This is a genomic window from Rhodococcus sp. NPDC080181 (assembly GCF_040702225.1).
Taxonomy (GTDB): domain Bacteria; phylum Actinomycetota; class Actinomycetes; order Mycobacteriales; family Mycobacteriaceae; genus Rhodococcoides; species Rhodococcoides fascians.
In genome coordinates, this window is sequence record NZ_JBFBKN010000018.1 from 31,334 (window position 1) to 44,537 (window position 13,204).

Annotated in this window: 18 protein-coding genes; 4 read left to right on the plus strand and 14 right to left on the minus strand. The window is 62.5% G+C overall.

The features are described from left to right. Positions 1-41 precede the first annotated feature (41 nt). From AB0O58_RS19560 to AB0O58_RS19615, 12 genes are all read right to left on the minus strand, one after another. A complete protein-coding gene (locus AB0O58_RS19560) occupies positions 42-614 on the minus strand; it encodes a MerR family transcriptional regulator (RefSeq protein ID WP_057473067.1) in 573 nt (190 codons plus the stop codon). A 518-nt stretch (positions 615-1,132) separates the two neighbouring features. Next, complete coding sequence (locus tag AB0O58_RS19565; RefSeq protein ID WP_366238620.1) at positions 1,133-1,474, minus strand: hypothetical protein; 342 nt, start codon at positions 1,472-1,474, stop codon at positions 1,133-1,135. Next, complete coding sequence (locus tag AB0O58_RS19570) at positions 1,471-1,635, minus strand: hypothetical protein (RefSeq protein WP_155288635.1); 165 nt, start codon at positions 1,633-1,635, stop codon at positions 1,471-1,473. Before AB0O58_RS19570 ends, AB0O58_RS19565 begins: the two co-directional genes overlap by 4 nt. 59 nt (positions 1,636-1,694) lie before the next feature. Further along, positions 1,695-2,333 carry a DnaB-like helicase N-terminal domain-containing protein gene (locus tag AB0O58_RS19575; protein ID WP_080733215.1) on the minus strand — a complete coding sequence of 213 codons (639 nt, stop codon included), beginning with the start codon at positions 2,331-2,333 and terminating at the stop codon, positions 1,695-1,697. A gap of 139 nt (positions 2,334-2,472) precedes the next feature. After that, positions 2,473-2,892, minus strand: a complete 420-nt coding sequence (locus AB0O58_RS19580; RefSeq protein ID WP_366238621.1) for a hypothetical protein — start codon at positions 2,890-2,892, stop codon at positions 2,473-2,475. Between the two features lie 266 nt (positions 2,893-3,158). Continuing rightward, positions 3,159-3,347 (minus strand): hypothetical protein, encoded by a 189-nt coding sequence (locus tag AB0O58_RS19585; protein WP_057472971.1) that lies wholly within the window; start codon positions 3,345-3,347, stop codon positions 3,159-3,161. Between the two features lie 78 nt (positions 3,348-3,425). After that, positions 3,426-3,659: a hypothetical protein gene (locus tag AB0O58_RS19590; protein WP_155288633.1), complete on the minus strand. Its 234-nt coding sequence runs from the start codon at positions 3,657-3,659 to the stop codon at positions 3,426-3,428. Next, entirely contained in the window at positions 3,656-3,877 is a 222-nt protein-coding gene (locus AB0O58_RS19595; protein WP_057472972.1) for a hypothetical protein, read from the minus strand. Before AB0O58_RS19595 ends, AB0O58_RS19590 begins: the two co-directional genes overlap by 4 nt. Continuing rightward, a complete protein-coding gene (locus AB0O58_RS19600) occupies positions 3,874-4,257 on the minus strand; it encodes a hypothetical protein (RefSeq protein WP_032373251.1) in 384 nt (127 codons plus the stop codon). Before AB0O58_RS19600 ends, AB0O58_RS19595 begins: the two co-directional genes overlap by 4 nt. Before the next feature lie 95 nt (positions 4,258-4,352). Further along, the gene (locus AB0O58_RS19605; protein WP_155288632.1) at positions 4,353-5,096 is read right to left on the minus strand and encodes a hypothetical protein; all 744 of its coding nucleotides are present in this window, start codon (positions 5,094-5,096) and stop codon (positions 4,353-4,355) included. Next, a complete protein-coding gene (locus tag AB0O58_RS19610) occupies positions 5,068-6,345 on the minus strand; it encodes a hypothetical protein (protein ID WP_366238622.1) in 1,278 nt (425 codons plus the stop codon). Before AB0O58_RS19610 ends, AB0O58_RS19605 begins: the two co-directional genes overlap by 29 nt. A 215-nt stretch (positions 6,346-6,560) precedes the next feature. Continuing rightward, positions 6,561-6,956, minus strand: coding sequence for a hypothetical protein (locus tag AB0O58_RS19615; protein ID WP_366238623.1), 396 nt, complete (start codon positions 6,954-6,956; stop codon positions 6,561-6,563). A gap of 71 nt (positions 6,957-7,027) precedes the next feature. Between AB0O58_RS19615 and AB0O58_RS19620 the strand changes: the two genes are divergently transcribed. From AB0O58_RS19620 to AB0O58_RS19635, 4 genes are all read left to right on the plus strand, one after another. Continuing rightward, positions 7,028-7,945, plus strand: a complete 918-nt coding sequence (locus tag AB0O58_RS19620) for a ParA family protein (protein WP_307848892.1) — start codon at positions 7,028-7,030, stop codon at positions 7,943-7,945. Next, positions 7,942-8,487 (plus strand): hypothetical protein, encoded by a 546-nt coding sequence (locus AB0O58_RS19625; RefSeq protein ID WP_366238624.1) that lies wholly within the window; start codon positions 7,942-7,944, stop codon positions 8,485-8,487. The genes AB0O58_RS19620 and AB0O58_RS19625 overlap by 4 nt, the downstream gene beginning before the upstream one ends. Before the next feature lie 347 nt (positions 8,488-8,834). After that, on the plus strand, positions 8,835-9,254 hold the full coding sequence (locus AB0O58_RS19630; protein WP_155289494.1) for a hypothetical protein: 420 nt from the start codon (positions 8,835-8,837) through the stop codon (positions 9,252-9,254). Positions 9,255-9,322: 68 nt separating this feature from the next. Beyond that, positions 9,323-10,702, plus strand: a complete 1,380-nt coding sequence (locus AB0O58_RS19635; protein ID WP_057472977.1) for a hypothetical protein — start codon at positions 9,323-9,325, stop codon at positions 10,700-10,702. A 120-nt stretch (positions 10,703-10,822) separates the two neighbouring features. Here AB0O58_RS19635 and AB0O58_RS19640 read toward each other — a convergent pair whose 3' ends face one another. Both AB0O58_RS19640 and AB0O58_RS19645 read right to left on the minus strand, forming a co-directional pair. After that, the gene (locus tag AB0O58_RS19640; protein WP_366238625.1) at positions 10,823-12,658 is read right to left on the minus strand and encodes a hypothetical protein; all 1,836 of its coding nucleotides are present in this window, start codon (positions 12,656-12,658) and stop codon (positions 10,823-10,825) included. A gap of 307 nt (positions 12,659-12,965) precedes the next feature. After that, positions 12,966-13,172 carry a toxin-antitoxin system gene (locus AB0O58_RS19645; protein ID WP_366238626.1) on the minus strand — a complete coding sequence of 69 codons (207 nt, stop codon included), beginning with the start codon at positions 13,170-13,172 and terminating at the stop codon, positions 12,966-12,968. Positions 13,173-13,204 lie beyond the last annotated feature (32 nt).

A 13,204-nucleotide genomic window follows, 5' to 3' on the forward strand; every position in this document is an offset into this window, starting at 1 on the left:
GACCGTGGACTAAAAGCCGTGATCAGTGGAGCCGAATGCGATCATGCGCTGCGACGCGCACGGCGCACGCTCAGATCATCAAGGAAGTCCTCGGCGGCATCGTTGCTGTGACGGCGGGTTACGTCGTCAGCGACGGTGTCAGCGGCCTTTACGGAGGGGAGGTGGCGAACGACGGCCGCCACATCGGTCGCGGTGTGCCCGATAGCGATCCCGAACACGCCCTGTCCCCCACGCAACAGGTCGACGATCTCTTCATCGGTCGTGCATTCGTAGACGGACACTCCGTCGCAGACCAGCGTGAGTGTCGCGAGGTCGTCCTGACCGCGAGCGCGTAAGTGGTCGACCGCGATCCGGACGTTCTGCAGGCTCACCCCGGTGTCGAGTAGCCGTTTGATCACTCGAACCGTCACGACGTCGGTGAACGAGTACAGGCGCTGAGATCCGCTACCGGCTGCGCTGCGGATGGACGGCTCTATCAGTCCCGTTCGCGCCCAATAGTCGAGCTGGCGGTAGGTCACACCGGCTGCCTGCTGCACCGCCGGGGCACGGTAACCGAGGCCGGCGTCGACGCCGGCGTAGCTGGTGGTTATTGGAACGGTGAACGCCTCGGGCATCCACTCGTCGAACGAGGTCTGTCCGTCTGCCGAGTCTGCCGTCACGATCTCTCCCCCGTTGTCACCTGGCTGCACAGTCGATGATCGTAACGCCAGGAATCGTGGGAGCGGAGGTGCTCAGTGTCGAGGTGAGCTGGGCTGGTGCCCTGAGCTGCTACTCAGGTCGAAGTTGCCGGTCTGCGGGCGCGGAGCTGGCCTAGAAGCGAGAGCGTCTGCGACGAGCTTTTCCAGGCGCGGATTCGGGCGGCCCGGGCTGTACGCTGCTGTGTCGCACGAGCTGGCGACGCTGAGCACGCTCTGGTCTTGCCGGTGGGGTCGGCCGGTGTGTGCAGTGCGTGCGGCGGCGTCGGCCGCGGCGTGCTCACGCAGGCTTCGGGCGCAGGCAGCCCAGTCGATACCAGCCATCGGGCCCTCCCCTGATCTGATGCGATTCTGTTGCGGGGCCGAGAAGTTCTCGGGCCGGAGCCGATCCGGCCATCGGTGTCGATAGTACCAACAATCGAACATGCGTTCTAGCGTCAGAAAATGGACAGTTGAGCTGGATCGGAACGAGCACGTCGTTTCTGAGGGCTGTGTGCCCGTCGCTGGTGCGGAACTGCAGCAGGATCTGTCACGCCGGCACGCTCGGCGATGAGCGCCCGAAGTTCGGCGCGGCGAGCGCTGCGGAGAACGCGGGTGAGCTCGTCCGGATTGTGAAAGCGACTGCGCCACTGGGGTGTGCCTGGGGCAGGTATCCCCAGCACAGTGTCGGTGACGCGATCGAGGAGCAGATCGAGTTTTTCGCGCACCAACTCCGCAGCCTGTGCGATCGCGGCTTCTTCACCGGTCGCTGCGAGGTCGCGGGTGGTGTGGCCGGTCATGGCAGCAGACCGTCATCCGCTGCAGGATCGAAGGTGGAGTGTTCGCGTTGCTCCGCCTCCGCGGCGCCGGTACACGTCATGTGCGCGAGCAGGATCGCACGCACCGTGTCGCGCGCGATCTCGTGCGGGAGCGGTGGGCCGTCGACTGTGCGTATTCGCATATCACGCATCGTGCACCGACCTACCGACAGAGAGTTGCGGCGGACCCGTTCGACGACGCTCACACCTGAGACCCTCCTGCTCGAAAGGTGTTGAGTCGCTTCCACGCTGCACGCTGAGCAGTACCGAGCTGAACCATGTAGTCAAACAATTCGTCCTCGGGCCCTTGCTCGGCTGCCTGCATGAGTCGCTGCCCAGCGACGTGGAAACTCCGGCGGTAGGCCTGGGACAGGACGATGTCTGCGTAGTGCACTGCGGACACGGCTGGTGCGTCGGCGGTGACTACGTTCGCAAGCGCGCGGCGCAGTGGAGCGTCCTTCTGCCCACCTCCGCCGGATCGGTGCATCACAGCTGCGACCGAAGCCGGGTCGTGCGGTTGACCATTTATGACCAGCGCGGCGATGAGGGTGAACAGTTCGGCGTAGGCCGGTTCCGTGAAGTCTCCAGGCACCAGCGCCTCGGTGACGCGCGCATCGGCGGCGGGATCGGTGCTCCACATGAGTGCGCAGAGTGTCAGAGACTCGGGATCTGTTCGCGGATGCAAACTGATGACATCGGCGACGGGATCGTCGCCGACTGGATCGGGCACCAAGTCGACGCCGTACGGCGTTTGATCGTCACCGGGCACGGCTCTCAACACGGTCGTATCTCCCCCACCTTGCCCGCTGGTGATCTGGCTGGTGTTCGCCACACGTGCCATAACAGTGCCCCTTCGTGGTGCAAGCGGTCCGCTGCTTGCGGACTCGATGCTCTCTCGCGATGTTCCGACCAGTATTGCGCTGAAGATGGAAAGACCGCACCCCGCCGATGAAGGCAGGGTGCGGTCTTGATCGGCGGTCTCAGCAGTTGGTGGCGATCAGAACCTCGCCACGGTGGTCGAGAACCAACAGTTCTGCGGCGATCGCCGTTTCGATCAAAGCTTCACTGAGACCGACAGCGAACGCGATCGCACATGCCACTGCGGCCTCCTCGACCGTACCGAGCACTTTCACAAAATGGGACTGCTCGATCATGCCGATACCGGGCACGGTCGCGATCAGGTGGATTGCTCCGGCGAACTCGTCGTCCCGGCCCACCCCGATCAGTGCACGCACGTGGGCGCGCCTCTCGCCCTCGACATCGACGGCGATGGCCGCTTCGTCGGCGACGAACAACGCCGTGGGCAAACTGGTGAGGTTTGCCAGGTCAGAACAGAGTGTGTCCGGGCGGGGGCTGTTGCGGCGGCGGCCGGGCAGAGTCGGTTGCACGGTGATCTTCACGGTCTTCTCCATCGATGGGTGTCGGGTCGAGTCGACGCCGCTCCGCCGTTGGCTCCGCCAATCGCTGCATGCTCACCGCAGTCGGCGGGAGCCATGCCTAAAAGAAGAACCCGGACCCTGCCCTATCGAGGCCGAGTGCGGGTTCTGGCGCATTACTGCGTGCATTACGACATACATCACAGTGTGCAGTACGAGCAGTGTTAATTTGAGGAGGTCGCAAACAAGAGTGGTCGGGAATCGGTGGTGGCTGACGCGTTGTCATGCGCCTAGCCTCGGTCGATCGATGCACGGCGGCCGCCGGATCGGCCACCCTTCCCCACACCCTTGCGAGCGTCACGATGCCGATTGCGGTGCGGCCGAGCCGCATTGGACTGCCGAAGTTCGAGTCGACGCCGCAGAACCTCGGGAGCTGCCGGCGACGATGTGGTCCCGGTGGTGAGTCGAGAGTTCTGCATGGTGTGTCTCCTCAAGAAAGGCCGGTCATTGTCCTGTCTCTGCCGCAGTCGGCTCCGTCGATCGCAGGGCTGGCTCGCTCAACGACCGTTAGGTGCGTCGTGATCCTGCGAGGAGTTCACCACGTCGTCAGTGCGGCGGATCCCCGAGAACGTTGCCGTACCAGTGTTCAGGTCCACGGTCAGGTGATCCGTAACGTCGGAGTCATCGTGGTGGTGGATGTGGTGACTGTGTCCGGCCTCGGTCACCTGGTCGAGGTTGTGGGTTGCGCCGAGGCCGGTCCCCAGGCTTCCGTCTCCGCCTGATTCGGTCATGATGTGTCGCCTTTCTGGGGAGTTGTGTAGGGCTGCGTTCCACGCAGTGCAGGTGCAACCTTGATCGCTCGAACGGTAAACGACGACCGACTGCGATCGTGCCAGACGCCGCCGGGCGCAGTCCGGTGATCAAGTTCGTACTCGGCGGCGAACCGGGATCCGTAGGCATCCGACACCAGGTTGTCGCCCTCGTGGATGCCGTACTCGGTGTTGGTCACCGCGCCTTCACCAGCTCGGCTCTGGCGACGACGAGCAGCTTTCTCGCGGCGGCGACTGTGAAGTCCTCCATGCTCGGATGGATTTGATGGAGAACCAAGAGTTCGTCGAACAACGCAAGGAACGCGTCCCGCTTCAGATCGGTCAAGCGATGCTCGTCCAGAACCATGCTCTGGCCGCGGTACTCCGAACCGCCGACTGCGTTTTCGTCGGAAGTGTCCAGAGTGTAGGACGCGAGCAATTCCTGATCTGCGGCCAGATCGAGCGCAATGATCGGCCGGCCGACAACACAGATCAGTCTCACTTCGATCGAGGCTCTGTCGTCGACGTAGGTCGAGATCTTTCGGGTGAGGTACTTGGTCGAGCTTGGAGTAGTCGACATCGGAGGCTCCGTTCATGGGAGATGTTGGGTGGGGCGTGTCTGTTGCTTCGGCCGCCGGAGCTCCGCTCTCGGATCACTGTCGTGCACTCACCACGTCACAGCACCCACTCCCCGGCGGCGTTGTCGAAGTAGGCGACCGGGGCATGCCACGGAGGCGTCTGCCCTACCGCGGCAACGATGTGCATGGGGTCAGTTTTCTCAGCACCCCGCAGACCGTAGTTCCAAGGCGAGCCCCGATCGCTGGTCCCCAGTGCGAAGCTCAACGACAGGTCATCACTGGTGTCACAGTGACGTTTCTCGGCCATGTCGGCGTATGCGTAGTTGTGGGCGGTGAATCGGTAGCTGACCGCTGCAGGGATGTCTGGAAGCGCCTGTCCTGAAGCACTATGGAAGCCGTACCTGTTGATCTGTTGCGTCACGCTCCACCCGAGCTTCGCTGCTGCGATCGCCATCTCGACGTGGTCGCTCGGGATGGCGATTTGAGAACCGGCGGATTGAACGTCGCGTGGTGCTTCGATCCAGGCTGCGATCTCTTCGGCGTTCCAGTACCGCGGTTCACCGCCGAGCGGATCGGTCCCGAGATAGGCGGTCGGTTCAGGACTGTTCACCTGGGCGCAGACGAGAAGGATCGAAGGGTCGTCGTCGATCGCATTCGGCGGTGTGGTGGCGAACTTCAGTTCCGGTGCGACCTTGGTCATGTACAGAAACCAGCCGATCGGGGCATAGAAGTCGTAGCCCATACCCTCGAATACGAGGCTGACGTCGTCGATGTTTCCACCAGCCAGAGCGGCCGTCATAAGCTCGACCAGTTCAGCTGGCATGTCTCTGTTGATGGTCATTGAGATGCAGTCCTCTCGATGTGTTGCGCTTCAGTACTGTTGCCGCCGTGCCGAGTTCGGCCCAGCGTTCGTCGAAACGTGCTCTTTCTTTGTTGGGAGCCAACGCTGGTGCGACAACGAAAAACCGCTCGAGTGTGGGGAACACGGAGCCGCGTTGGCGTTGGTAGAGACGCATGATTCCGTCCTCACCGACGACGGTTGTGGTGAGCCCCTTCGCAGCACCGTCCGCTGCGAGATGATCGAGATGCGCTTGGAGCACGTCGCGGGTTCCCCTGCTGCGAACTCGAAGCGAACGCTCGACATTGCCGGAGACCAAGCTGTCGCCCTTCCGTGCCGAGATGATGCGGCGTACGTCGTAGATGGCGTGCGTCTGCTCCCTCAGGAGCTCGTCGAACGCCTCCAGGACATGAACCGTGTTCTCGCTCCGGACGAGGTCGATCAGCCGCTTACCGCCGATCAGGCCCTGCTTGGGGTTGAGTGTGAGGGCGAGGTGCTCCATGAGCAAGGCGTGGGCGGCCGTCACCGGTTCGGTGGAGTACCGCTCCAACATGTGCGCGCGGCCCGCTTTGCTGCCAAAACTGAAGGGACAGAACGTGCATGCGGACTTTCCAACGCTCGTCCCGATGACGGAAGTTGTGTACTCGATGGCGTCGTTGCGGAACCAGCCCCACTCGATCAGTGGGTACTCCCCCGTTCGCAGCGCTGTGTTGTAGTTCTGGTCCTTGAGTGCGCGTCGTGCCTCGCCGGCCTCGAAGCCAATGACGTGCCGGTATAGCTGTCCGCGGGTGATCGCAGCGATCACCGGATCCAGAACGTCTCCCTTCGCGTGTACGGAGCACATTCGTGCGCCGCCGCTTTGCGGAATCGTGCCCGCTTCGGTCATCTCGTCCCAGAGTGTGTACGAGCCGTCGAGATGCAGCGTGGTTGGAGCGCGGGAGTCGTCGAGGATGACGACGCCGGCACCGGCCTTGGTGACGTGCCGACGCGAGCGCGCGGCCTGGATGAAGCGGACGCCAGCGGTTGCCATTCGCGGCAGAATCAAGGTCTCGACTGCGGTTCGAGTGCTCTCCCACTCGTTGCCGGTCATCGCCGTGATGACGGCGAGATCCGACAGATCGAAGTCCCGAGAGGATGGATCTTCGAGCCAGCGCAGAAGAACGGCGGTGCTATCGGTGCCAAGTCCGAAGCTCATGACGACCTTCGGAGTAGGTTCGGCAGCGTTCAGATTCATGAATTTCGAGGTCGTCACGGGGCTGTCTCCGGTCTGTGGGATGGATGCTTCAACCGCAGTCCGGCGGTGGCTACGCCAGCGAATCTCACTATGTCGAGCGGTGCGAGGTTGCCTCGATTGTGGGTGGCGAGCAGAATCGTTGGTAACCCGTTTGTGTGTCGCAAAGCTCTGACCTGCGGTAACATTGCTAAAAACGTCACTACATACTTTAGATTTGGTAGTGACGCCGAAAGTCAAACGGCAGGTACGGCGTGCAGTACGGCATGGTGTGCCGCATCATGCAGTGTGTGCACTAGCGCAACAGTTAATTTTGTGCGTGTGGTCTGCTGTAACACCGCCTGTAGTGCATCGAGTAATGCATGCAGTAGTGCATACAGTAGAAGTAAGATCACCGTGTGATGTAGTACAACACGTAGTGCCAACATTGCCCGTTCCGTTACGGTTGACGTCACGTCATACACTGCTATTTGTTGTGCCAGTGCCATTGCCGCATATAGCACTGCACCACGTACGAGATGCGGCACGACGACCACCAATACGCGCCGTAGCAACTGCAATGCGGCACGCACTACAGTTGGCGTCGTAACATTCACTAACACACAACGCACGCCGCCAATCAACGCATGCACTGAGGAACACAGTGCGCCTGCTCGTACTGCATGCAGTGCGCGACCAAGTAATGACGAGAGGAGACCCTGTAGTGAGTGAAGCAGTAGCAGACGCATTGACCCGGGTAGTCACGTTCGCCAACGGCAAGGGGGGTGCAGGCAAGACCTCCACGGCAGTCAACGTCGCGGGCCTCGCAGCGGCGGGCGGCTGGCGAACCCTGCTGATCGACCTCGACCCACAGGGCAACGCAGGGCACGATCTCGGCTACTACTGGGACGGACGAGGCGACTCCGGTCAACTTCTATGCAACGCGCTGGGTACCGGCTCCGCGCTCACACCTGTCGTAGCCGACATTCGCCCCGGCCTCGACGTCATCAGCGGCGGCGACGCGTTGGACGATCTCGAGTCCATCATCACTGGCCGCGCGCAACGATCGCGGCCGTTTCGATCCATGCTTGCCGAGGCGTTGGCACCCATAGCCCCCGATTACGACCTGATAGTGCTGGACACTCCACCTACTAGGCCGAATCTGCTGCAGCTCGCCTTGTGCGCAACACGATGGATCGTGGTGCCCACCCGCGCAGACCGCGCAAGCATCGAAGGCCTGCGCGTACTCGCTCATCAGATCGAGACCGCACGTGATGTCAATCCAGCAGTGGAACTACTCGGTGCCGTGTTGTTCGATGTCTCGACCTCAGCAAAAGTTGTTCGACGCAACGCATCTGCCGACATCGAGTCGGCGCTCAACGGTGCGGCCCCCCTCTTGGAGTCGATCATCAGACACGGAGAGAGTTCGGCCGTCAACGCACGCGAAAGGGGAGTGCTGGTGCACGAGCTTGCGGAAAAGGCCGAGTCCGCAGAGCCGTTCTGGAAGGCGCTGCGAGAGGGCCGTAAGCCCGACCGGATACCGGGTAGCGCCTCGGCGCTGGCCGAGGACTACCTCATGCTCTGCCAGGAGGTTCTGGAGCGAATTCAGACCGCCGAGCAAGCTGCTGAGGTGCTGGCATGAGTGAACGTCCAGGTTTCCCTCCGGTCGACGGTCTCGCGAAGCGCACGGTCTCGATCCCCCCACCTCCACCGCGGCCGGCGCGAGCTGTGCCTTCACCTGCAGCAGAGGCCCCCACTGCGCAGCGGGTACGCACAGCACCCGCCGCGACGAAGAAAGTCCGAACGGTGGCCCCGGCTGACACGACAGAGCGCGCCGAAACCGCACCTGTGACCTTGTCCCTGCCAACCGCACTGGCAGAGGCGACGACGACCTTCGCGAAGAAGAACTCGGTCTCGTACCCCGATCTCGTTATGGACGCGATCGTGGCGTCGCACGATGAGCTGCCTGCGCTCATTGCTCAGGCCAACAACAAGGCCGAATCCGATGGGCTGTTCGTGCGCACGCACCGCAGTGCCGCCGGTCCGAGGTCGACGAGGTCCTTTCGGATGCGGCGGGACAACCTCGAGGTGATCGATCAGCTTGCAGAGAAGGTCGAAGCCGAGTCCCGATCACAGCTGTGCAGGGTGGCGCTGGAACGGTTCCTCGAGTCCAGCTCCAACTGACATCTCGGTCGCGGCGGGAGTGAGGCCCGGGGCCTCTCCGATATAGGAACGCCTCGGTCACTCCATCGCTTCGGCCGACGCGCCGCACTCCCGCCGCACTCCCGCCGCACTCCCGCCGCACTCCCGCCGCAAAGACGCCGCGCCACATCCGCTATATATCCGCACAGGGTCCGCGCATTGCCGCCAAGAGAGACATTTCACCTCCTGGCATATATAGTTGCCATAGTTCTGACATAGAACGGATATACAGCGGACACAGGACGGACTGGCTGTGGCGGTTCGCCAGTCGGGTGTCCTCACACTGAAGTTCGTATGGCGTGACGGGGCACGGAGAGGCCGAAATCGAGATGAGTTCGAAAACCAGTGACAACGAGTCGTTGTCGCCCAAGAAGCATCCATTGCGTCTGCAGTTACCTGCCGACGATGCGATCGTCGACGCCTTCATGGCCGCACAGGGAGCGCGTTTTCAGTCACAGGCGATCGTCATGTTGATCCGAATGTGGGTCAACGAGTTCGGTGCGACCAATGTCATGGAACAGACCATGGGTGCTCTGACTACCAGCTCACTCAAGGAGCGCGTTTCGGCGACCCAGGCGACCGCCGCGCAGCTTGTGACCGCGCCGAAGCAGCCCGAGGTACCCGAGCCCCGTGTCCCGGCGAAACCGACACCGCCACCGACTCGCCCAGCCTCGTCTCCGCCCACCCCTCCGACATCCGCGTCACCGAGCGACGATTTCGAAGACTTGTTTCGCAAGAGGAACAGCTAGATGAACACCGCCGCAACGGGTTTCGCACCAAGACCACTTACGACTGACACAAGAAACGGGATTACATCATGAGCAGTGACCCTCAGGCCGGACTCTTCGAGTACACCGCAGGTCTCGACATCGGCAACGGATACGTCAAGGGCGTCATCGAAGATCGCGGCAGCGACACCGCCGCGAAAGAGTCGGACGTGGCGGTCGACATCATCGACATGCCCAGCGTCGCGGCGACTCTGATCCGCCCGAACCTCCTCCAGACCCCGGACGCCGACGCTCCGCAGGTGTTGGCTGGCGGCCAGGAGTGGTTCGACAACGCTGACATGGTGTTCAGCTCCAATCTGGTGCCGGACACTTATCGGCGCGTCATCGGCCGTCGCGCCCTCGCGACCAAGGCATCGAGCGTGGACGCGTTCGACCTGGTCGGTCACAAGTCCAAGGCCGAACAGCCACTGTCGAAGGTACTGGTTTTGGGCATTCTCGCTGCGAAGGCGCTTCGTGACTACGTCGCCGTCTCCGGCATGCTTCCGAGCCCCAACAACGCCGACAGCTCAGTCACCTCACTCACTGTTCGCGCAGTACTTGCTCTCGCGCTACCCATCAGCGAGTACGAGTCGCATCGCGGTAGCTACTCCGCAGGCTTCGTCGGCACCGCCGCCGAACCCCTCGTACACCAGGTTCGAATCAACAACTTCGTCACGCCGATCACCGTCAGCATCGTCTTCGACAACGTGCTGGTTGTACCGGAGGGGGCGAGTGCGCAGTACGCGATCAACTTCTTCGGTGAGCCACTGATGGAACGACTGCTCTCCGACGTGCGCAGCCATGGCGTAGTGCTCGAGGGTGTGGAGGCGAAGCACCTGCTGGCCGCGACGGACACCATTGGAGTCGATGTGGGGGAGGGGACCGTGAACTTCCCTGTATTCACCGGCGGCCGCTTCAATGCAGACGCATCGCGCACTCTCACCTCGGGTTACGGAACGGTGCTCGAAAATGCCATCGAGTCGATGACGGAGAAGGGCGATGCGCACGGTTTCGCCGGCCGCAAGCAGTTGGCGGACTTCCTCCAGCTCGACGTCAACCCACTCAAAGCCAAGTTCCACGGCCGTGTCGTGGAAGAGACCGAGGTGGCCTCGGAGTTCTTCGTCCGCGAAGTGGCCATGGAGCTCTCGCGAGTCCTCGATCTGGTCGGTGCAGCAACGCAGGCGATCTACGTCTACGGCGGGGGATCAGGTCCACTGCGCGAATTCCTGCACAAGGCACTGCTCGAGAAAGTGGTCGAGATGAACGGTGAAGACGCCGCGCCGGTGCTCTACCTCGATTCGACATATTCGCGAGGCCTCAACCGTGAAGGCCTCATCATCGCGGCACGCAACCGCGCGGCCTCGCTTGCGGAGGCAACCACGCCGCCGTCCGTCACGAAGACCTCACGCAAAGCAGCAGCCGCAAAGTAACCCGATCTCGACGTCAGGCCCGGACCTCAATGCGAGCTCCGGGCCTGACGTGCACCTCGGGTCGACCATGACGGCCGAGATCGATCTCGCGCCACCATGAATGATCGCCAGCGCCCACCCCTATCGCTGTGGTTCTCGGACGATCACAGCGCCCAACTCATGCGCGAGTAGGTCGAGGGCGTCCAGCATCGGATCCGTAGGCGGTGGGCCTGTCGCCATCAGAGCAGCCCACAGTTGTTCGGAATCTCGCTCACCCGGCCCGGAGGGCACCAGGGTCGGGTACTCGGGGGCGTCCATGTCGGGAGCTGCCGGCGTTGCAAACCTGTTGTCGAGCCAGAGTTGCCACAGCAACCGTTCTGCACGATGTCGCACGATACGGTCGGCAGCCACGATTTCGAGCCCGTGTGAGGCCGCTACGTCGTCGAGAGAGCGGGTTCCTACCCGCAAGGTCGATCCGTGTCGCTCGATCAGTCCAGCGATCGTCAGGTCGGCGATGATGTCGTATCCGTTGGAGGGTCGCAGCCGCGCACCTGCGAGAACGTCCTCGATGTTCGTGGCATGCCCGGCGGAGACAAGTTCGTAAGCGGTGCGGCCGCGCAGTCCGAGAACACTCCACGCTGGATGCACAGGTTCGACGCGGGCTCGCTCGATGCGCACTCTGTTCGGTTTGTCGATCGCGGGAGTGGTCAAGGCGTACCGGTCGGCGTCGCGCCCGGCCCCGCGGGCCACGAGCAACACTGGGGATCCGGGAGTGTCCCTGAGAACGCGCAGAGCAGTCCACACGGAGTCTTCTGACATCAGGCCTGCAGCGTGGGACAAACTGCGTCCTCCGACGGCCACCACGGGCACACCCTCGACGAGTTCTCCCGCCAAGGCCGAGCTGTAGGCCAGGGCCTGGACTACGGCGAGTAGGACAGGGCGATGTCGGGTACCAACGAATTCTCGATCGATCCACAGCTGAGCGTGTGCCAGCCAGTCGCGACGAACACGGTCTTTCAGGTAGGAGTTATTGCCCCCTGTGTGCTTGTTCTTGTGCCGTGGTTCGCGGAATTGGTGGGCAATCCCAGCTGCCCACGTCAGGGCGTTGGCGACATCACGTTGCAAGGCCGTCGTGGCATGCCTGCCGTACTTGTTGAGGTACGAGTGGCGAATCCCTACCCACTCTTTGGTGGCAATGGCCGTCTCGATGTCAGCGACGCTGCAACCCCGTAGGACTGCATGGCTGATAACGGACTGACGTGCTTCCGAGGGCGATTCCCACAGAGCTTTGAGGGGTTTGGTCAATTTCCCGGTAGCCGCGTACGTCACGACGGCCTCGGGGACGGGTGAGCTGCGGTGAAAACGAGGATCCAAGCGTCGATGCCGACCGACGCCGACAAGGCGCTCGTCCTGTGTGAGAGACGCGGCCACCGCGGCCACCGGTGTGCGGTGCCGAGTCGGAGACATGCCGCCGAGCAGCGCCATCAGGCGTGCAGCAGCACCACGGTCGGATCGAGTAACGAACGTGTCGATCGCGACGTCCAGAGCGCCATCGAGACGGCGGTAGCCGCCTTCTCGGGTTGGTGAGCCAGGGGGAGTGATGCAGCCCTGAGCTGCATTGAGCATGGGGTCGCAGTCGAGGGTGATCAGGCGTGCAGCGAGGAGCTTCATCAGAACTCTGACGTCGTCGACGCGCATAGGACTGTCGGTCGCCAAGGGAACCAGGACGTGGCGGCCGCCGCTTGTCGAACGATCGGTCACGGTGCGTGCGCCGCACTCGTGAAGCCACTCGAGTGCGCGCTCGACGTCAGCGTCGACTTGCTCGGGCGTGTGGTGCTTGGCGTCGAAATCGAGCGCTAGCAGGGTCGTACGGCCGCGCGCGTATATCGGCACTGCAGCCGGCACGCGCGGCAGACGCTTCGTCCAGTTCTGCGCTTCGTCGTTGAACAGCCCGGTGTCGGGATTCCACAGCCGCATGGAGCGGCGCGCCCGCACGAATGGTGACAGACGTCTCCATACGAGGTCGGGTGTCGACATCGACGACGCGACACGAGCATCAAATCTTGAACCTTCATCAGGGCAGGATGTACCCTGAGACCTGTCTGGCACGACAGTCCCTTTCATTGGGAAACCGCAGAATCGAGAATCGAGTTGGTACCTCGTTTCTCACCAACCTCGAAAGCCCTCGTTCTTCGCTACAAGAGCGGGGGTTTTTCGATGGCTGGGGTAGACCCTGCGTGAGTTACAACCGTGGTCGGGTTCCGTCACGACCAGGCGTTCACGCCTATGCAGTCAGAGGCAAGACCTCCTGTGGATTGTTGAGCTCGCGCGCGAGGTCAGGCCGACCGACATGAATAGCCAGGACGTCGGAGACGTACTGGCTGAAAGACGAGGTGCCGGCTTCCATGCGGCCTTGCTGCAGCTTCTCAATGACCTCCTCGGGCAACCGGATGGTGGGTGCTCGACGTGAACCCTTGCTTTGTGGAGCCATCACGATTCCTTTCCTGGCGAGCTCAACTGTCA